Consider the following 16,865-nt stretch of genomic DNA (forward strand, 5'->3'; position numbering starts at 1 on the left):
GACAGATAACTTTTCACAGGGTTTTCCCTCGCTTTGTGCAGCGCATCAAAAAAAATTGACATCCCTGCTGACGATTTTCGTAATTTCATCACATTTTTACCCGTTAGCATCATTTTCAAGCTGGCATGAATGTCATGCGATTTTTCACAAACAGGCGACGTTGATTCGTTCGCCCCCTTTCCAAAACGAATATGTCAGACACCACAAAGCAAAGCACCGAATACTTTCCCGGCATAGCACCTGTCCGCTTTCAAGGAACGAGCCACTGCGGGGACCTGTCGTACCGGCACTATGATCCGGATCGCCTGATCTTGGGTAAATCAATGCGAGATCATCTGAGGCTGGCCGCATGCTACTGGCACACCTTTGTCTGGCCGGGCAATGATGTGTTCGGTAGCGGGACATTTCAGCGTCCTTGGCATGCGCAGGCCCATCCACGGGCCACAGCAATGGAATTGGCACGCAAGAAAGCAGATGCTGCGTTCGAGTTTTTCACGAAACTGGGCGTTGATTTCTATACCTTTCACGATGTGGACGTTTCTCCTGAAGGAGATAACCTGAAAGACTATCAGCGCAATTTCGCTGAAATGGTCGATGTGCTTGAAAAAAAGCAGGGTGAAACAGGCGTTCGCCTGCTTTGGGGAACGGCCAACTGCTTTTCTCACCCCCGCTATGCGGCCGGAGCCGCAACCAACCCCAACCCCGAGGTTTTCGCTTACGCAGCAACCCAGGTTTTCAATGCACTGAATGCCACGCATCGCTTGGGCGGTGCAAACTATGTGCTGTGGGGTGGCCGCGAAGGCTATGAAACCCTGCTGAACACCGATTTGCGCCGTGAGCGTGAACAGCTGGGTCGTTTTCTGAATCTGGTGACCGAACACAAGCACAAGATAGGCTTCGAAGGACCTTTACTGATTGAGCCCAAACCGCAGGAACCGACCAAACACCAATACGATTACGACAGTGCAACCGTTTTTGGCTTTTTGCAGCAGTATGGTCTTGAGAAAGAAATCAAGGTTAATATTGAAACCAATCACGCCACTCTCGCAGGGCACAGCCTGCATCATGAAGTCGCCACCGCCATTTTTTTAGGCATTTTCGGCAGCATCGATGCCAACCGGGGGGACCCTCAAAATGGCTGGGACACAGACCAGTTTCCGAACAGCGTTGAAGAAATGACACTGGCAATGTATGAAATCCTGCAGGGAGGAGGGCTGGTTCATGGCGGCTTCAATTTTGATACGAAAGTCAGGCGCCAGAGCATGGACGAGGTCGATCTGTTCCACGGTCATGTCGGCGCCATTGATGTTCTGGCACTGGCACTGGAGCGGGCAGCACGGCTGATTGAAAATGAAACCATCGAAAACTTCAAACAAAACCGCTATGCCGGCTGGAGCAGCACTTATGGGCAGCAACTGCTGTCGGGCCAGGTCAGCCTGGAGAGTATTGCCCATAACGCACTCACTGATCTCATTGATCCTAAGCCAGTCAGCGGCCGTCAGGAGCATCTGGAAAACGTCATTAATCGCGCCATTTTCGGCTGAGAACAGCATCTTCATAGGGCAGGAGCCCGACCTTCTCGCTTTTTAAAACCCACGGAGACAATCATGAAAAAAAACATCAAACCCATCATCATGGCACTGAGTGCTGTTTTTGCCATGGGCATCGCTGGCCAGGCCCGAGCTGATGCACAACACCCCAAAATCGGCTTTTCAATCGATGATCTGCGGGTTGAGCGCTGGGCCCGGGACCGCGATTACTTCACCGCAGCCGCCAAAGCGCTGGGGGCGACCGTCTATGTGCAATCTGCTGATGCCAGTGAGCAACGCCAGATTGCACAGATTGAAAACCTGATCTCACGGGGAGTTGACGTCATTGCCATTGTGCCGTTCAATGCCACGGTCATGACCAACGCAGTGAAGGAAGCCAAAAAAGCGGGCATTAAAGTCATTTCATACGATCGACTTATTTTGAATGCGGATGTCGACGCCTATATTTCTTTTGATAATGAAAAAGTCGGTGAACTGCAAGCAACCGAGGTCGTGAAGCATCAGCCCAAAGGCAATTACTTCCTGCTCGGCGGATCACCCACTGATAACAATGCCAAGCTGCTTCGCGCAGGCCAGCTCAAGGTCCTGCAGCCGCTGATTGACAAAGGGGATATCAAAGTTGTAGGCCAGCAATGGGTCAAGGAGTGGAGTCCGACTGAAGCCTTGTCCATCGTTGAAAACGCCCTGACCGCGAACGCAAACAAGATTGACGCCATTGTTGCGTCCAACGATGGCACTGCAGGGGGAGCGATTCAGGCGCTGGCCGCGCAAAAGCTGGCGGGCAAAGTGCCTGTTTCCGGACAGGATGCCGATCTGGCGGCTGTCAGGCGCGTTGTGGCCGGGACACAAACCATGACGGTGTACAAACCCATCAAGCTGATTGCAACTGAGGCCGCCAAGCTGTCGATTGATCTGGTGAGAGGCAAGCAGATCAACTACAACACGCAGTATGACAATGGTTTCAAAAAGGTTAACACCATTCTGCTCAAACCGATTGTGATGACCAAGGACAACGTCGGCATGCTGGTCAAAGATGGTTTTTACACCCAAGCCCAGATTGACGGGCGGTGATAAGACTTTCCCTATACCCTCGTGCGAGCGAGTGATTTGAACAAGGGATGGCCTGCTCATGACAACGTCATCGGCAGGTCATCTTTGACACTGGACATGCAATGACATCTGAACTGCTGCTTGAAATGGAAGGCATCACCAAGTCATTTGGTGCCATGAAAGCACTGTCTGATATTTACCTGAGGGTGCATGCCGGAGAGTGCGTGGGCTTGTGCGGCGAGAATGGCGCAGGAAAATCAACACTGATGAAAGTGCTGTCAGCGGTTTACCCGCATGGCACTTGGGAAGGCTCGATACGCTGGAAGGGACAGCCGCTTGAAGCCCAGTCGGTACGTGAAACTGAGGCGGCAGGCATTGTCATCATTCACCAGGAACTGATGCTGGTCCCCGATTTATCTGTCACAGAAAATATTTTTCTGGGCCACGAAATCACCCGCAGCGGAGGACGCATGGATTATGAAACCATGCACCGACGCGCGGATGAGTTGGTCCGGCGTCTGCGCATACCCGACATCAACGTCAGGCAGCCCATTTCCGCTTATGGTGGCGGGCATCAGCAATTGATCGAAATTGCAAAAGCACTCAATAAAAATGCAAAACTACTGATACTCGATGAGCCTTCCTCGTCGTTGACATCGTCAGAAATCGCGGTGCTGCTGGATATTGTTCGAGACCTGAAATCGCAGGGCGTTGGCTGCGTTTACATCTCGCATAAACTGGACGAAGTGGCTGCAGTCTGCGACACCATTGCCGTGATACGGGATGGTCACCACGTCGCGACAACGCCTATGCGTGACATGAACACCACAGCCATTATTACTCAGATGGTCGGACGGGAAATCACGCAGCTTTATCCGCAGATGCCTCACGAGACCGGAGAAGTCATACTGGAAGCCCATCATATCACCTGTCACGACATCGACATGCCCAGCCGACTTTGTGTCTCCGACATCTCTTTTTCGGTGCGTCGTGGCGAAATATTGGGGGTGGCCGGACTCGTCGGCGCGGGACGAACAGAACTGATGCAAGCGATTTTTGGAGCCTATCCGGGCCGATCCGAAGGTGAAGTTCTTATTGACGGGAAACCGCTGAATCATAGAACACCGCAACGATCCATTCAAGCCGGGCTCTGCATGGTACCGGAGGACCGGAAAATGCATGGAATAATTCCCGACTTTAGCGTTGGTAGAAATATCACTTTGGCGATATTGACCCAGCTGGCACGAGCTGGACATATCAATGGCCAGAGCGAACAGCAAGCCGTTGCAGAACAGATCTCCAGACTGCAGATTAAAACCTCCAGCCCGGCACTTTCGATCACTGGTCTATCGGGTGGAAATCAACAGAAAGCCATCCTGGCCAAAATGCTGCTGGCACAACCCCGAATACTGATTCTTGATGAGCCCACACGGGGCGTTGATGTGGGTGCCAAGTACGAGATCTACAAACTCATGCTCGAGCTGGCCCAGCAAGGGGTCGCCATTATCATGGTCTCGTCCGAGCTGCCCGAGGTTCTGGGGCTTTCCGATCGGGTTTTGGTCATCGGTGAAGGGCGATTGCGTGGCAACTTCGAGCGCCAGGGACTGACTCAGGAAAAAATTCTTGCTGCAGCCATCAGCAGCGAAGACACCGCGAGGTACCTTGATCACGTGGTTACGGTCTGAGTGAGACCCGTTATTTTCTGCAATTCCCGGATTTTCACCATGAGCAATTTCAAGCATTACTTTAACCAATACAAGATGCTGGTTTTACTGGCGGCCACAGCACTGATCTGGGTCTTCTTTGCATGGCAAACCGACGGTGGTTATGTCAGTGCCCGAAACCTGTCCAACCTGCTGCGGCAGATGTCCGTCACGGGCATTCTGGCTTGCGGCATGGTTTTGATCATCATCGCGGCAGAAATTGATCTTTCGGTCGGCTCATTGCTGGGTCTGCTAGGCGGCTTCGCTGCGGTACTGGATGTGAACTATCACCTGCCATTGCCGTTGAATCTAGCGCTGGTCATGATTCTCGGCATGCTGATTGGTCTGTTTAATGGGTGGTTAACCGCTTATCTGCGCATCCCTTCCTTTATTGTCGGTCTCGGCGGCATGCTGGCTTTTCGCGGCATTCTGCTGGGCGTGACTGGCGGTCTCACTGTTGCCCCGGTCTCGGACGGGCTGGTCTGGATTGGTCAGGGCTATCTGTCACACGCTGCAGGGCAGATTCTGGGAGGCGTATTGATTGCGCTGTGCCTGATCCTTGTCTGGAATACGCGCCGCCGCAACCTCGCCAATGGCCTGACCGTTCCGCCGGTCTGGCGCGACGCCCTGCGCATCGCACTGGCTGCTGCAGTGATCCTGGCATTTGTTCTTACCTTGAACAGCTATGACGGTATCCCTGTTCCTGTTCTGCTGCTCCTGGCTTTGCTGGGCATCTTCACGTATGTCACCAACTTCACGGTTTTTGGCCGCCGGGTGTATGCGGTGGGCAGCAATATGGAGGCAACACGGCTTTCGGGAGTGAATGTGCAGGCGGTCAAGCTGTGGATTTTCGGTCTGATGGGCTTGATGTGTGCGCTGGCCGGGGTGGTCAATACCGCGCGGCTGGCCGCTGGCTCCCCTTCAGCGGGCACCAATGGAGAGTTGGACGCCATCGCGGCCTGTTTCATCGGCGGAACATCGATGCGCGGGGGCTCTGGCACGGTGTACGGCGCACTGATCGGCGCGCTGGTGATGAGCAGCCTGGATAACGGCATGTCCATGCTGGATGTCGACACCTTCTGGCAGATGATCGTCAAAGGTGGCATCCTGGTGTCAGCGGTATGGGTCGATGTCACGATTCGGGGACAGCGCCGGTGAAACGCCCCAAAGTGATGCCCGCCATCTCCCCCACCCAGACACTTTCCCGCCGCATTCAGTATTTTTCCTGGTCTTTCAATGCAAGAAAGTACAGCTCCGCGCCAGAAAGCGGCATGTCCGAGTAAAACGGGTGGCTAAGGTTGCGGTGTTGAAAATTCCTTTTTCTGGAGACACCATGAAACGCACCCTGACTGCCCTGGCCGCGCTGGCTCTTCTGAGCACCGGCGCACAGGCCGCCACCGAACTGGTCGTGGCCACCGTGAACAACGGTCACATGATCGAGATGCAAAAACTCACCAAAAACTTTGAGGCGGCCAACCCCGACATCAAGGTGAAATGGGTGACGCTGGAAGAAGGCGTGCTGCGCCAGCGCGTCACCACCGACATCGCCACCAAGGGCGGCCAGTTCGATGTGATGACCATCGGCATGTACGAAACACCCATCTGGGGCAAGCGCGGCTGGCTGCAGGAGTTCAAGCCCACTGCCTCCTACGACGTGGACGACCTGCTGCCCGCCATCCGCAGCGGCCTGTCGGTGGACGGCAAGCTGTACGCTGCGCCCTTCTACGGCGAAAGCTCGATGCTGATGTACCGCAAGGACCTGGCCGACAAGGCCGGAGTGAAGGTGCCCGAGCGTCCCACCTGGGCGCAGATCAAAGATCTGGCGGCCAAGATCAACGACCCCAAGAACGGTGTCTACGGCATCTGCCTGCGCGGCAAGCCAGGCTGGGGCGACAACATGGCTTTCCTGTCCACGCTGGTCAACACCTACGGCGGCCAGTGGTTTGACATGAGCTGGAAACCCCAGATCGACAGCAAACCCTGGCACGACGCCATCAGCTTCTACGTGGACCTGCTGAAGAACTACGGCCCTCCGGGCTCGTCGGCCAACAGCTTCAACGAGATCCTGGCGCTGACCAACGCGGGCAAGTGCGGCATGTGGGTGGACGCGACCATCGCAGCCTCGTTTGTCAGCGATCCCAAGCAGTCCAAGGTCGCCAAGGACATGGCTTTTGCGCAGGCGCCCACGCAGGTCACGCCCAAGGGGGCCAACTGGCTGTGGGCCTGGTCGCTGGCGATTCCCGCCGGATCGAAGAAGGTGGACGCGGCCGAGAAGTTCATCAACTGGGCCACCAGCAAGGATTACATCCAGCTCGTGGCCAAGACCGAAGGCTGGCACGCCGTGCCGACCGGCACGCGCAAGAGCACCTACGCTTCCCCGGATTTCGAGAAGGCCGCCCGCTTCGCCTCCGCCGAGAAAACCGCGCTGGACAGCGCCAACCCCAACGACGCCACGCTGCCCAAATCGCCCTATGTGGGCGTGCAGTACGCGGCCATCCCGGAGTTCCAGTCCATCGGCATCGCCGTGGGTCAGCAGATCAGCGCTGCGCTGGCGGGCAAGACCACGGTGGACGCGGCCCTGAAGGCGGGCCAGCTGGCTGCCGAGCGTGAAATGAAGAAGGCCGGCTACTACAAGTAAGCCCACAGCCTGTCCTGCGGCGCCTGCCGCACCCGCGCCACGGCTGCCGCAGTGGCGCGGGGTCTTTCCTGCCCGGAGCAGACCATGAACCGATTCCTCCCCCGCGCGCTGCTGACGCCAGCAGTCGCGACCCTTTTCCTGTGGATGATCGTCCCGCTGGTGATGACGATCTACTTCTCGGTCATCCGTTTTAACCTGATGCAGCCCGAGCAGACCGGCTTCATCGGGCTGGAAAACTTCGAATACTTCGTCACCGACCCGTCCTTCACCACCTCGGTGATCAACACCGTGCTGCTGCTGGGCAGCGTCATTCTCATCACCGTGGTGATGGGCGTGGGCATCGGCCTGCTGATCAACGATCCGTTTCCCGGACGCGGCCTCGTGCGCATCCTGCTGATCTCGCCCTTTTTCGTCATGCCCACGGTCAATGCGCTGCTGTGGAAGCACATGATGATGAACCCCATTTACGGCGTGCTGGCGCAGGTCTGGCACACCTTCGGCCTGACGCCCATCGACTGGCTGACCGACTACCCGCTGCTCAGCGTCATCATCATGGTGTCCTGGCAGTGGCTGCCGTTTGCGACGCTGATTTTCATGACCTCGCTGCAGAGCATGGACCGCGACCAGCTGGAGGCCTCGCGCATGGACGGCGCCACCTACCTGCAGCAGCTGCGCTATCTCTACATCCCGCATCTGGCCCGATCGGTGGCGGTGGTGGTGATGATCGAGCTGATTTTCCTGCTGTCGGTCTTCGCCGAGATCTACACCACCACCGGCGGGGGCCCGGGCGACGCCAGCACCAACGTGGCCTTCCTGATTTTCAAGCAGGCGCTGCTGAACTTCGACGCGGGCGTGGCTTCGGCCGGGGCGCTGTTTGCGGTGGTTCTGGCCAACATCGCGGCCATTTTCCTGATCCGCCTGGTCGGCAAGAACCTGGACAAGTAAGGAGACTTCCATGACCACCCAGACCTTCTTCACGCCCGCCAACGTCATCCGCACGCTGGCCGCCTGGTTCGTGGCGCTGCTGCTCTTCTTCCCGCTGGGCTGGCTGATGCTGACCGCGTTCAAGACCGAGCTGCAGGCCATCCAGGTGCCGCCCGACCTGTTCTTCACGCCCACGCTGGACAACTTCCGCGAAGTGCAGGAGCGCAGCGACTACCTGCTCTACGCCACCAACTCGCTGATCACCAGCGTGGTCTCCACGCTGCTGGGTCTGGCAATCGCAGCCCCGGCCGCCTACTCGATGGCCTTTTTCAAAGGCCCGCGCACCAAGGACATCCTGATGTGGATGCTGTCCACCAAGATGATGCCGGCCGTGGGCGCGCTGGTGCCGATCTATGTGCTGGCCCAGAAAAGCCACCTGCTGGACACGCGCCTGGCGCTGATCATCGTGTTCACGCTCTCCAACCTGCCCATCATGGTCTGGATGCTGTACTCGGCCTTCAAGGACATTCCGCATGAGATCCTGGAAGCCGCGCGCATGGACGGCGCCACGCTGTGGCAGGAGGCCACCAAAGTGCTGCTGCCGCTGGGCATGGGCGGCCTGGCCTCCACCGGCCTGCTGTGCCTGGTGCTGAGCTGGAACGAGGCCTTCTGGTCGCTCAACCTCAGCTCGGCCAACGCGGGCACGCTGGCCACGCTGATCGCCAGCTACTCCAGCCCCGAGGGCCTGTTCTGGGCCAAGCTGTCCGCCGCCTCGCTGATGGCCATCGCGCCCATCGTGGTGTTTGGCTGGTTCAGCCAGAAACAGCTCGTCCAGGGCCTGACTTTCGGCGCCGTCAAGTAACCGTCCAGCCAACGCAGACACGAACGGCCCACCTTAACGGCCCCCACCCTTTTTCCGGAGACATCCCCATGGCATACCTGCAACTCAAGGGCATCGAAAAATTCTTCGGCACCCAACGCGCCATCAAAGGCATCGACCTGTCCATCGACCCGGGCGAATTCATCGTCTTCGTCGGCCCCTCGGGCTGCGGCAAATCAACGCTGCTGCGCCTGATCGCCGGGCTGGAGCACATCGACGGCGGCGAACTGAGCCTGGATGGCAAAGCCATCACCCACCTGCCCTCCAGCAAGCGGGACCTGGCCATGGTGTTCCAGAGCTACGCGCTCTACCCGCACATGAGCGTGGCGGAAAACATGAGCTTCGCGCTCAAGCTGGCCAAGGCCGACCCCAAACTGATCGCCGAGAAGGTCGAGAACGCCGCGCGCATCCTCAACCTGACGCAGTACCTGCAGCGCACGCCCAAAGAGCTGTCGGGCGGCCAGCGCCAGCGCGTGGCGATCGGCCGCGCCATCGTGCGCTCGCCCAAGGTTTTCCTGTTCGACGAGCCGCTCTCCAACCTGGACGCCGCGCTGCGCGGGCAGACGCGGGTGGAGATCGCCAAACTGCACCGCGAGCTGGGCGCGACCACCATTTACGTCACCCACGATCAGGTCGAAGCCATGACGCTGGCCGACCGCGTGGTGGTGCTGCGCGACGGCCAGATCGAGCAGGTCGGCACGCCGCTGGAGCTGTACGACAAGCCGGCCAACCAGTTCGTGGCGCAGTTCATCGGCACGCCTCAGATGAACGTGCTGCCCGCCAGCGACGTGCCCGGCGTGGACGGCGCGCCGCACGACGGCTTTGTCGGCCTGCGCCCGGAATACCTCAGCGTGACGCGCGCAGGCGACAGCCGCGTGCAGGGCAAGGTCGAACTGATCGAATCGCTGGGCGCCGAGACGCTGATTTACGTCAACACCGGCGGCCAGCAGCCCTGGATCGCCCGCCTGAACGAGCGCAGCGCCTGCCAGATCGGCCAGGACGTGGGCCTGAGTTTTGATCCGCAGCGCGCCCACGTTTTCGACGCCCAAGGCCGCGTTGTGCGTGGCGCCCAGGCCCCCGTCACCGCCTGAGGCCTGGAGCACACCCATGAGCACCCTCCCCCCAAACGGACAACCCTTGAGCGGTCAGGTCGCCGCCATCACCGGCGCGGCCTCGGGCATCGGGCTGGCCAGCACCGAAGCGCTACTGGGCGCGGGCGCCCGCGTGGTGCTGGTCGACCGCGACGCCGCTGCGCTGGCCGCGCAGTGCCAGCGCCTGAACGCGCATCACGGCGAGGGACGTGCGCTGGCGCTGGAGATCGATCTGCTGGACCCTGCCGCCTGCGCCACGCTGCTTGAGCGCGTGCTGGCGCTGGCGGGCGGCCTGCACATTTTTCACGCCAACGCGGGCAGCTACGTCGGCGGCGATCTGGTCGATGCCGATCCGGCCGCCATCGACCGCATGCTCCACCTGAACATCAATGTGGTGATGAAAAACGTGCACGACGTGCTGCCGCATTTCATTGCCCAAGGTTCGGGCGACGTGCTGGTCACCAGCTCGCTGGCGGCGCATTTCCCGACGCCGTGGGAGCCGGTTTACGCCGCATCCAAGTGGGCCATCGACTGCTTTGTGCAGACCGTGCGCCGCCAGGTGTTCAGGCATGGCGTGCGCGTGGGCGCCATTTCGCCCGGGCCCGTCATCACCGCGCTGCTGGCCGACTGGCCGCCCGAAAAGCTGGCTCAGGCCAAGGCCAACGGCACGCTGCTGGATCCGGCCGAAGTCGGCGAGGTCATCCGCTTCATGCTCACCCGCCCGCGCGGCATGACCATCCGCGATGTGGTCATGCTGCCCTCCCAGTTCGATCTCTGAAAGTCTCCACCATGAACGTCATGCTGCACCTGGGCCTGGGCGCCTTCCACCGTGCCCACCAGGCCGTTTATCTGCACGAACTGATCCAGTCGGGCGACAGCCGCTGGTCGCTGGCCGGGGGCAACACCCGCCCCGACAGCCCGGAGCTGATCCAGGCGCTGGCCGACCAGGGCGGCGCCTACACGCTGGAGACCATTTCCCCGGCGGGCGAGCACCGCTACACGCGCATCACCTCGATCCAGAACATCATCCCCTGGAGCGCCGACCTGGCCGGGCTGATCGCGCAAGGCGCCCGGCCCGAGACAAAAATCATCTCCTTCACCGTGACCGAGGCTGGCTATTACCTGGACGCGGCCAACCGCCTGGACCTGGCCACCTTCGCCGATCTGCGCACCGACCTGGACGCCGCGCGCGCCGGGCAAGCCGGGCCGACGATTTACGCCGCGCTGACCGCCCTGCTGCGCGCGCGGATGCGCTCGGGCGCCGGGCCAGTGACGCTGCTCAACTGCGACAACCTGCGTCACAACGGCGAGCGCTCGCGCGCAGGGCTGCTGCAGTTCATCGGGCTTGTGGGCGATGGCGAGCTGCTGGCCTGGGTGCAGAACAACACCACCAGCCCCAACGCCATGGTGGACCGCATCACGCCCCGCCCGACGCCCGACGTGCGCGAGCGCGTGCAGGCCGCCACGGGCGTGGATGACCCCGCCGCCCTGATGGGCGAGAGCTTCATCCAGTGGGTCATCGAAGACCACTTCGCCGCCGGACGCCCGGCCTGGGAAGCGGTGGGCGTCGAAATGGTCGATTCGGTCGATGCCTACGAAGAGGCCAAAATCCGCCTGCTCAACGCCACGCACAGCGCCATCGCCTGGGCGGGCACGCTGCGCGGCTACACCTACATCCACGAGGGCACGCACGACGCCGACATCCGCAAAATCGCCTTCGATTACGTCACCGACGACGTCATCCCGGTGCTGGACACGCCAGAGCAACCCTGCCCCATCGATCTGCCCGCCTACCGCGACGTGGTGCTGGACCGCTTTGGCAACCCCGCCATCCGCGACACCAACCAGCGCGTGGCCATGGACGGCTTCAGCAAAATTCCCGGCTTCATCGCGCCGACCTTCCGCCAGCGCCTGGCGCGCGGCGAGAGCATCGCCAGCGTCGCCATGCTGCCCGCGCTTTTCCTGGCCTACCTGCAGCGCTGGCACGCCGGACAGATTCCCTACACCTACCAGGATCAGGCCATGGACCCGGCCGTCGCGCACGCCATCTGCGCGAGCAGCGACCCGGTGGCCGCGCTGTGCGCCGACCGGCCGCTGTGGGGCGATCTGGCCGGGGACGCGCGCCTGGTGGCCGCGCTGCGCGACGCCAGCCAGCGCGTGGCGGCCTTCATCGGCTAACCTGCGGTCATGAGTCTGCTGCCGCCTTCCCTGCTCTCCCCGCTGCCGCGCCAGTCGCGCCCGGAGCTGGAACAGCCCCTGACGCGCTCAACGCGCCTGGGCTACGAATCGCTGGACCGGGCGGGCTTCATCCAGTGCCTGCGTCACGGCTTTCCCACGCCGCTGGCGCGCTGGCACTACCACGACGAGTACGAGCTGCACCTGATCACCGCCTCGACCGGCCAGGCCTTTGTCGGCGACTGGATCGGCCCTTTCGAGCCGGGCCACCTCGTGCTGGCCGGGCCGCGCCTGCCGCACAACTGGGTCTCGCAGAATGTGCCGCCCGAGGGCTATCCGCAGCGCGATGTCGTCATCCAGTTTGCGCACGAGCCGCTGGCCGAAGCCGCCGGGCGCATGCCCGAGCTGGCTCCGGTGATGGCGCTGCTGGAGCGTTCGCAGCGCGGCATCGAATTTTTCGGCATCGCCGACCAGGCCGGGCCGCTGCTGGACGCCATCGTCAGCAGCTCCGGGCTGCGCCGCTTCGGCCGCTTCTGCGAGCTGATGGCGCTGCTGGCCGAATGGACGGATGTGCGCCTGCTGTCCAGCGTTTACCTGCAGGGCAGCAGCCGGGACGCCGACGAGCGCATCAGCCGCGTCATCGCGCGCATCTCGCGCGATCTCTCCCACGAACTCTCCCTGAAATCCATGGCCGATGAAATGGACATGAGCGAGAGCCAGTTCTCGCGCTTTTTCCGCAAGGCCACGGGCAATTCCTTCACCGATTTCGTCAGCAGCCTGCGCATCCAGCAGGCCTGCGGACGGCTGATGGAGGGCGACGAATCCATCACCCAGATCGCTTACGGCGTGGGGTTCAACAACATCTCCAATTTCAACCGGCGTTTTCTGGCGCAAAAAGGCATGACGCCGCGCGCCTTCCGTCAGCGCAGCCAGATGCGCTTTGCGGGCCGGAGCTAACTTTCAGGAGCCGCCATGTTTCTGGGCATAGACGCTGGAACCTCCAGCATCAAGGTGCTGGTGCTGGACGACGCGCACCGCGTTGTCGCCAGCGCCGACACGCCGCTTGAGCTGCAGCGCCCCCACCCGCTGTGGAGCGAACAGCATCCCGAAGACTGGTGGACGGCGCTGACGCTGGCGATGCAGCGCCTGCGCGACCAGGGCGTGGACACGCGGGCGATTCAGGCGGTGGGCTATTCCGGCCAGATGCACGGCGCGGTGCTGCTGGACGCGGCCGGTGGCGTGCTGCGCCCGGCCATCCTGTGGAACGACGGGCGCAGCGGCGCGGCCTGCGAGGCGCTGATGCGCCAGCCCAGCTTTCTGGCCGCCAGCGGCAACCTGGCCATGCCCGGCTTCACCGCGCCCAAGCTGATGTGGCTGCGCGAGCAAGAGCCCGACGTGTTCGCGCGCGTGGCCACCGTGCTGCTGCCCAAGGACTGGCTGCGCTGGCGCATGAGCGGCGAGCGCGTCAGCGACATGTCCGACGCCTCGGGCACGCTGTGGCTGGACATCGCCCGGCGCGCGTGGTCGGACGATCTGCTGCAGATGAGCGGCCTGCGCCGCGAGCAGATGCCGCGCCTGGTCGAAGGCAATGCCGTGGCGGGCCAGCTGACGCCGAAGGCCGCGCAGGAGCTGGGCCTGACGGCCGGCATCCCGCTGGCGGGTGGCGCGGGCGACAACGCCGCCAGCGCGGTCGGCGTGGGCGCCAGCCGGGTGGGCGAGGGCTTTGTCTCGCTGGGCACGTCGGGGGTGATTTTCTGCATCAGCGCCGCGCACCAGCCCAATCCGGCGCAAGGGCTGCACGCTTTTGCCCACGCCCTGCCCGGGCTGTGGCACGGCATGTCGGTGATGCTCAGCGCCGCCAGCGCCATCGACTGGGCGCAGCGCACGCTGGGTTTTGCTTCAGTGGCGGCGCTGTTCGCGGCCGTCGAGGCCCTGAGCCCTGCGCAACAGGACGAATCCCCGCTCTTCCTGCCGTATCTCAGCGGCGAGCGCACGCCGCACAACAACCCGCACGCCAGCGCCGTCTGGATGGGCCTGCGCCACGGCCAGAGCAACGCCCAGATGGCCTATGCCGTGGTCGAAGGCGTCAGTTTCGGTCTGATGGATGGCGCCAGCGCCATGGGCGCCACCTTTGACGCTGCGCGCGAGCTGGCGCTGACGGGCGGCGGATCGCGCAGCGCCTTCTGGGCCACGCTGCTGGCCAGCGGGCTGGACCGGCCGCTCTTCCTGCCCGAGCACGGCGATGTCGGCGCCGCACTGGGCGCAGCGCGCCTGGCCTGGATGGCGCTGGGCGCCACACCGCAAGAGGCTTGCGCAGCCCCGGGCGCGGCGGATTCAGCGCGGCGCTTTGCGCCCCAGGCGGCACTGCGCGAGCGCCTGCTGCCGCGCCACCAGCGTCACCAGCGGCTGTATCGCGCGCTGCGCGAGGAGTTCGTGCCCGCCGCAGACTGAACCCGGCTCACCCCGCCGAAAGGTGCTCGCACAGGATCACCGCGCCGATCACGATCAGGATGGCGCCGCCGACCACCTCGGCGCGCTGTCCGGCCATTCGGCCCAGCACGCGCCCCAGCAGGATGCCCAGCGTCACCATCACCAGCGTACACAGACCGATCACCCCGGCCACAGCGGCGATGTTCACATCCAGAAACGCCAGGCCCACGCCCACTGCCATGGCGTCGATGCTGGTCGCCAGACCCGTGGCGGCCAGACCCCAGAAGCCCGGGCGGCGCGCACTGGGCGCGTCCGGGTCATCGGCTGCAGGCGCCAGGCCGTTGCGGATCATGTGCAGGCCCAGGCCCACCAGCAGCGCGAAAGCCACCCAGTGATCCCAGGCGGTGATGTACTGCGCCGCGCCCAGGCCCAGCAGCCAGCCCAGCACGGGCGTCAGCCCCTCGATGGTGCCAAACAGCAGACCGATGCGCAGCGCCTCGGTCAGACGCGGCCGCTGCAGGGTGGCGCCTTTGCCGATGGCGGCGGCAAAGGCATCGGTGGACATGGCCAGGCCCAGCAGGACCATCGACAGGGGATGCATGAGAAAGCGGCTCCGGCGCAGATCAGACAGGGGCGCATTGTCGGCCAGGAATCAGGGGCTGAAACCAGGCCCGCGCATGAATCGCCCCCAGCCTCAGACCAGCACCAGGCGCAGGTCGACCTTGTCAGCGCCGTCGCGGAAGCCCTCGCGCCAGTGCGAGACGATCTCGAAGCCGTGGCGCACATAAAACGGCGCGACCTTGAGCGTGGTGTCAATGATGAGATAGCGCGTCGGCGGCGCGTGCGCTTTCAGGTGATCAATGCGGTGCTGCAGCAGCTTGGCGCCCAGGCCGCGCCCGTGCCAGTCGGCGTGGATCTGGCCAAACACCAGCACGGCGTGGTTGTAGGTGGTGGAGACCTCGTAGGCGCCAAAACCCACCACCTGGCCCTCGCAGACGACGACAAAGCTGGGGCCATCGGGCTCGTCCAGCGCGCTGGCGAACCAGTCTTCGTCCTCGGGGCTGAAGAAATCCGGCACGTTGGAGCGGAAACAGGCCAGCGCCGCCTCGCGGTCGGTGGGCTCGTAAGGGCGGATCAGCATGGTGGATCTTTCAGGGGGCGAGCCGATCAGGCCGGGCCCCAGCCGCTGTCGGCGAAGGCCGTTTCACCCGTCAGGCGCTCGAAGCAGCGCGTGGCCATGCGGTCGGTCATCCCGGCGATGCGGTCGGCGATGCGGCGGCGCGGGTGCAGTGGCTGCCAGGCCTCGGCCAGCGCTTCGGGGGTGTCGGCCACCGGGGGCGGCCCGGCGGGGTCAGCGGCGCATTCGGCGTCGAACAGGGTGGTGATGATCAGGCTGGCGCGTTCGGCGGTGGCGTTGACCTGCGGGTGGCGGTACAGCCGCTGGAACAGGAAGCGCTTGAGCGCGTCGCTGCGCTCGCGCATATCGGCGCTGAAAGCGACCAGCGGCGGGCACAGCGCCACATCCTGCGGGCTGGCCGGGCGGTGCTGCAGCAGCGCGGCGCGCGTGCTGTCGATCACGTCGTAGACCTGCGCGGACAGCATGCGCCGCAGCGTTTCGTGCAGCCAGCGGCGCGGGCGGTGCGCGGCGCCCAGAGCGCTCCAGGCCGGGGCGACGCCAGAGCGCCATTCGGCCTCCAGGTGCGGGTGCTCGGCCAGCGCCTCCTGCGCGTACCGGGCGACCAGTGGCAGGGCCAGCACGTCGTCCCAGGCGATCAGGCCGGAGCGCACGCCATCGTCCACATCGTGGGCGTTGTAGGCGATTTCGTCGGCCAGATTGACCAGCTGCGCTTCCAGACTCGCCTGCTGGCCGCTGGCAAAGCGCGCGGCCACGCCGCCGGGCTCGGCCGCTTCCAGCCAGCGCGCGTGGCGCGGCGCGCAGTGCTTGAGCAGCCCCTGGCGCGTTTCCAGACACAGGTTCAGGCCGTCGAAGGCGGCGTAATGCTGCTCCAGCACATCGACCACGCGCAGGCTCTGCAGGTTGTGCTCAAAGCCGCCCCAGGGCTTCATGCAGGCGTTGAGCGCATCCTGCCCAGCATGACCAAACGGCGTGTGGCCCAGATCGTGCGCCAGCGCCAGCGCCTCGGCCAGCTCTTCGTTGAGCGCCAGGGCACGCGCCAGCGCCCGGCCCAGCTGGGCCACTTCCAGCGAATGCGTCAGCCGCGTTCGGAACAGATCGCCCTCGTGGTTGACGAAAACCTGCGTCTTGTAGACCAGACGGCGGAAGGCCGCGCTGTGCACGATGCGGTCGCGGTCGCGGGCAAACGGCGTGCGCGTGGGCGCGGGCGGCTCGGGGCTGCGCCGCCCCTGGGTGTCCCGGATGGCGTAGGGCGCCAGTTGCGCGGGCCTGGACAGCAGCGTCACGGC

Annotated in this window: 15 protein-coding genes; 12 read left to right on the forward strand and 3 right to left on the reverse strand. The window is 63.1% G+C overall.

Translation table 11 applies throughout. The annotated features are described in order from the left end of the window. The first annotated feature begins 191 nt into the window (after window positions 1-191). From xylA to xylB, 12 genes are all read left to right on the forward strand, one after another. A complete protein-coding gene (gene xylA / locus RV045_RS11350) occupies window positions 192-1,544 on the forward strand; it encodes a xylose isomerase (protein WP_423235907.1) in 1,353 nt (450 codons plus the stop codon). Window positions 1,545-1,634: 90 nt separating this feature from the next. After that, entirely contained in the window at window positions 1,635-2,621 is a 987-nt protein-coding gene (gene xylF, locus RV045_RS11355; protein WP_423235934.1) for a D-xylose ABC transporter substrate-binding protein, read from the forward strand. A gap of 101 nt (window positions 2,622-2,722) precedes the next feature. Next, entirely contained in the window at window positions 2,723-4,285 is a 1,563-nt protein-coding gene (gene xylG / locus RV045_RS11360) for a D-xylose ABC transporter ATP-binding protein (protein ID WP_423235908.1), read from the forward strand. Between the two features lie 39 nt (window positions 4,286-4,324). Further along, the gene (locus tag RV045_RS11365; protein ID WP_423235909.1) at window positions 4,325-5,461 is read left to right on the forward strand and encodes a sugar ABC transporter permease; all 1,137 of its coding nucleotides are present in this window, start codon (window positions 4,325-4,327) and stop codon (window positions 5,459-5,461) included. Between the two features lie 175 nt (window positions 5,462-5,636). Beyond that, window positions 5,637-6,941, forward strand: coding sequence for an ABC transporter substrate-binding protein (locus RV045_RS11370; RefSeq protein ID WP_423235910.1), 1,305 nt, complete (start codon window positions 5,637-5,639; stop codon window positions 6,939-6,941). An 84-nt stretch (window positions 6,942-7,025) separates the two neighbouring features. Beyond that, entirely contained in the window at window positions 7,026-7,886 is an 861-nt protein-coding gene (locus tag RV045_RS11375) for a carbohydrate ABC transporter permease (protein WP_423235911.1), read from the forward strand. Between the two features lie 10 nt (window positions 7,887-7,896). Continuing rightward, a complete protein-coding gene (locus RV045_RS11380) occupies window positions 7,897-8,727 on the forward strand; it encodes a carbohydrate ABC transporter permease (RefSeq protein ID WP_423235912.1) in 831 nt (276 codons plus the stop codon). Window positions 8,728-8,795: 68 nt separating this feature from the next. After that, window positions 8,796-9,836: an ABC transporter ATP-binding protein gene (locus RV045_RS11385; RefSeq protein ID WP_423235913.1), complete on the forward strand. Its 1,041-nt coding sequence runs from the start codon at window positions 8,796-8,798 to the stop codon at window positions 9,834-9,836. Window positions 9,837-9,852: 16 nt separating this feature from the next. Further along, window positions 9,853-10,614 (forward strand): SDR family oxidoreductase, encoded by a 762-nt coding sequence (locus tag RV045_RS11390; RefSeq protein WP_423235914.1) that lies wholly within the window; start codon window positions 9,853-9,855, stop codon window positions 10,612-10,614. Window positions 10,615-10,625: 11 nt separating this feature from the next. Further along, entirely contained in the window at window positions 10,626-12,014 is a 1,389-nt protein-coding gene (gene dalD / locus RV045_RS11395; RefSeq protein ID WP_423235915.1) for a D-arabinitol 4-dehydrogenase, read from the forward strand. A 9-nt stretch (window positions 12,015-12,023) separates the two neighbouring features. Beyond that, entirely contained in the window at window positions 12,024-12,968 is a 945-nt protein-coding gene (locus RV045_RS11400) for a helix-turn-helix domain-containing protein (protein WP_423235916.1), read from the forward strand. A 15-nt stretch (window positions 12,969-12,983) separates the two neighbouring features. After that, window positions 12,984-14,462, forward strand: coding sequence for a xylulokinase (gene xylB, locus RV045_RS11405; RefSeq protein WP_423235917.1), 1,479 nt, complete (start codon window positions 12,984-12,986; stop codon window positions 14,460-14,462). A gap of 7 nt (window positions 14,463-14,469) precedes the next feature. Here xylB and RV045_RS11410 read toward each other — a convergent pair whose 3' ends face one another. The 3 genes from RV045_RS11410 to RV045_RS11420 all read right to left on the reverse strand — a co-directional run bounded on the left by RV045_RS11410 (window position 14,470) and on the right by RV045_RS11420 (window position 16,853). Continuing rightward, window positions 14,470-15,042: a manganese efflux pump MntP gene (locus RV045_RS11410; RefSeq protein ID WP_423235918.1), complete on the reverse strand. Its 573-nt coding sequence runs from the start codon at window positions 15,040-15,042 to the stop codon at window positions 14,470-14,472. A 93-nt stretch (window positions 15,043-15,135) separates the two neighbouring features. Further along, the gene (locus RV045_RS11415; protein WP_423235919.1) at window positions 15,136-15,582 is read right to left on the reverse strand and encodes a GNAT family N-acetyltransferase; all 447 of its coding nucleotides are present in this window, start codon (window positions 15,580-15,582) and stop codon (window positions 15,136-15,138) included. Window positions 15,583-15,608: 26 nt separating this feature from the next. Continuing rightward, window positions 15,609-16,853: a deoxyguanosinetriphosphate triphosphohydrolase gene (locus RV045_RS11420; protein ID WP_423235935.1), complete on the reverse strand. Its 1,245-nt coding sequence runs from the start codon at window positions 16,851-16,853 to the stop codon at window positions 15,609-15,611. Window positions 16,854-16,865 lie beyond the last annotated feature (12 nt).

Origin of the sequence: Amphibiibacter pelophylacis (assembly GCF_037688875.1) — a bacterium.
GTDB classification, from domain to species: domain Bacteria; phylum Pseudomonadota; class Gammaproteobacteria; order Burkholderiales; family Burkholderiaceae_C; genus Amphibiibacter; species Amphibiibacter pelophylacis.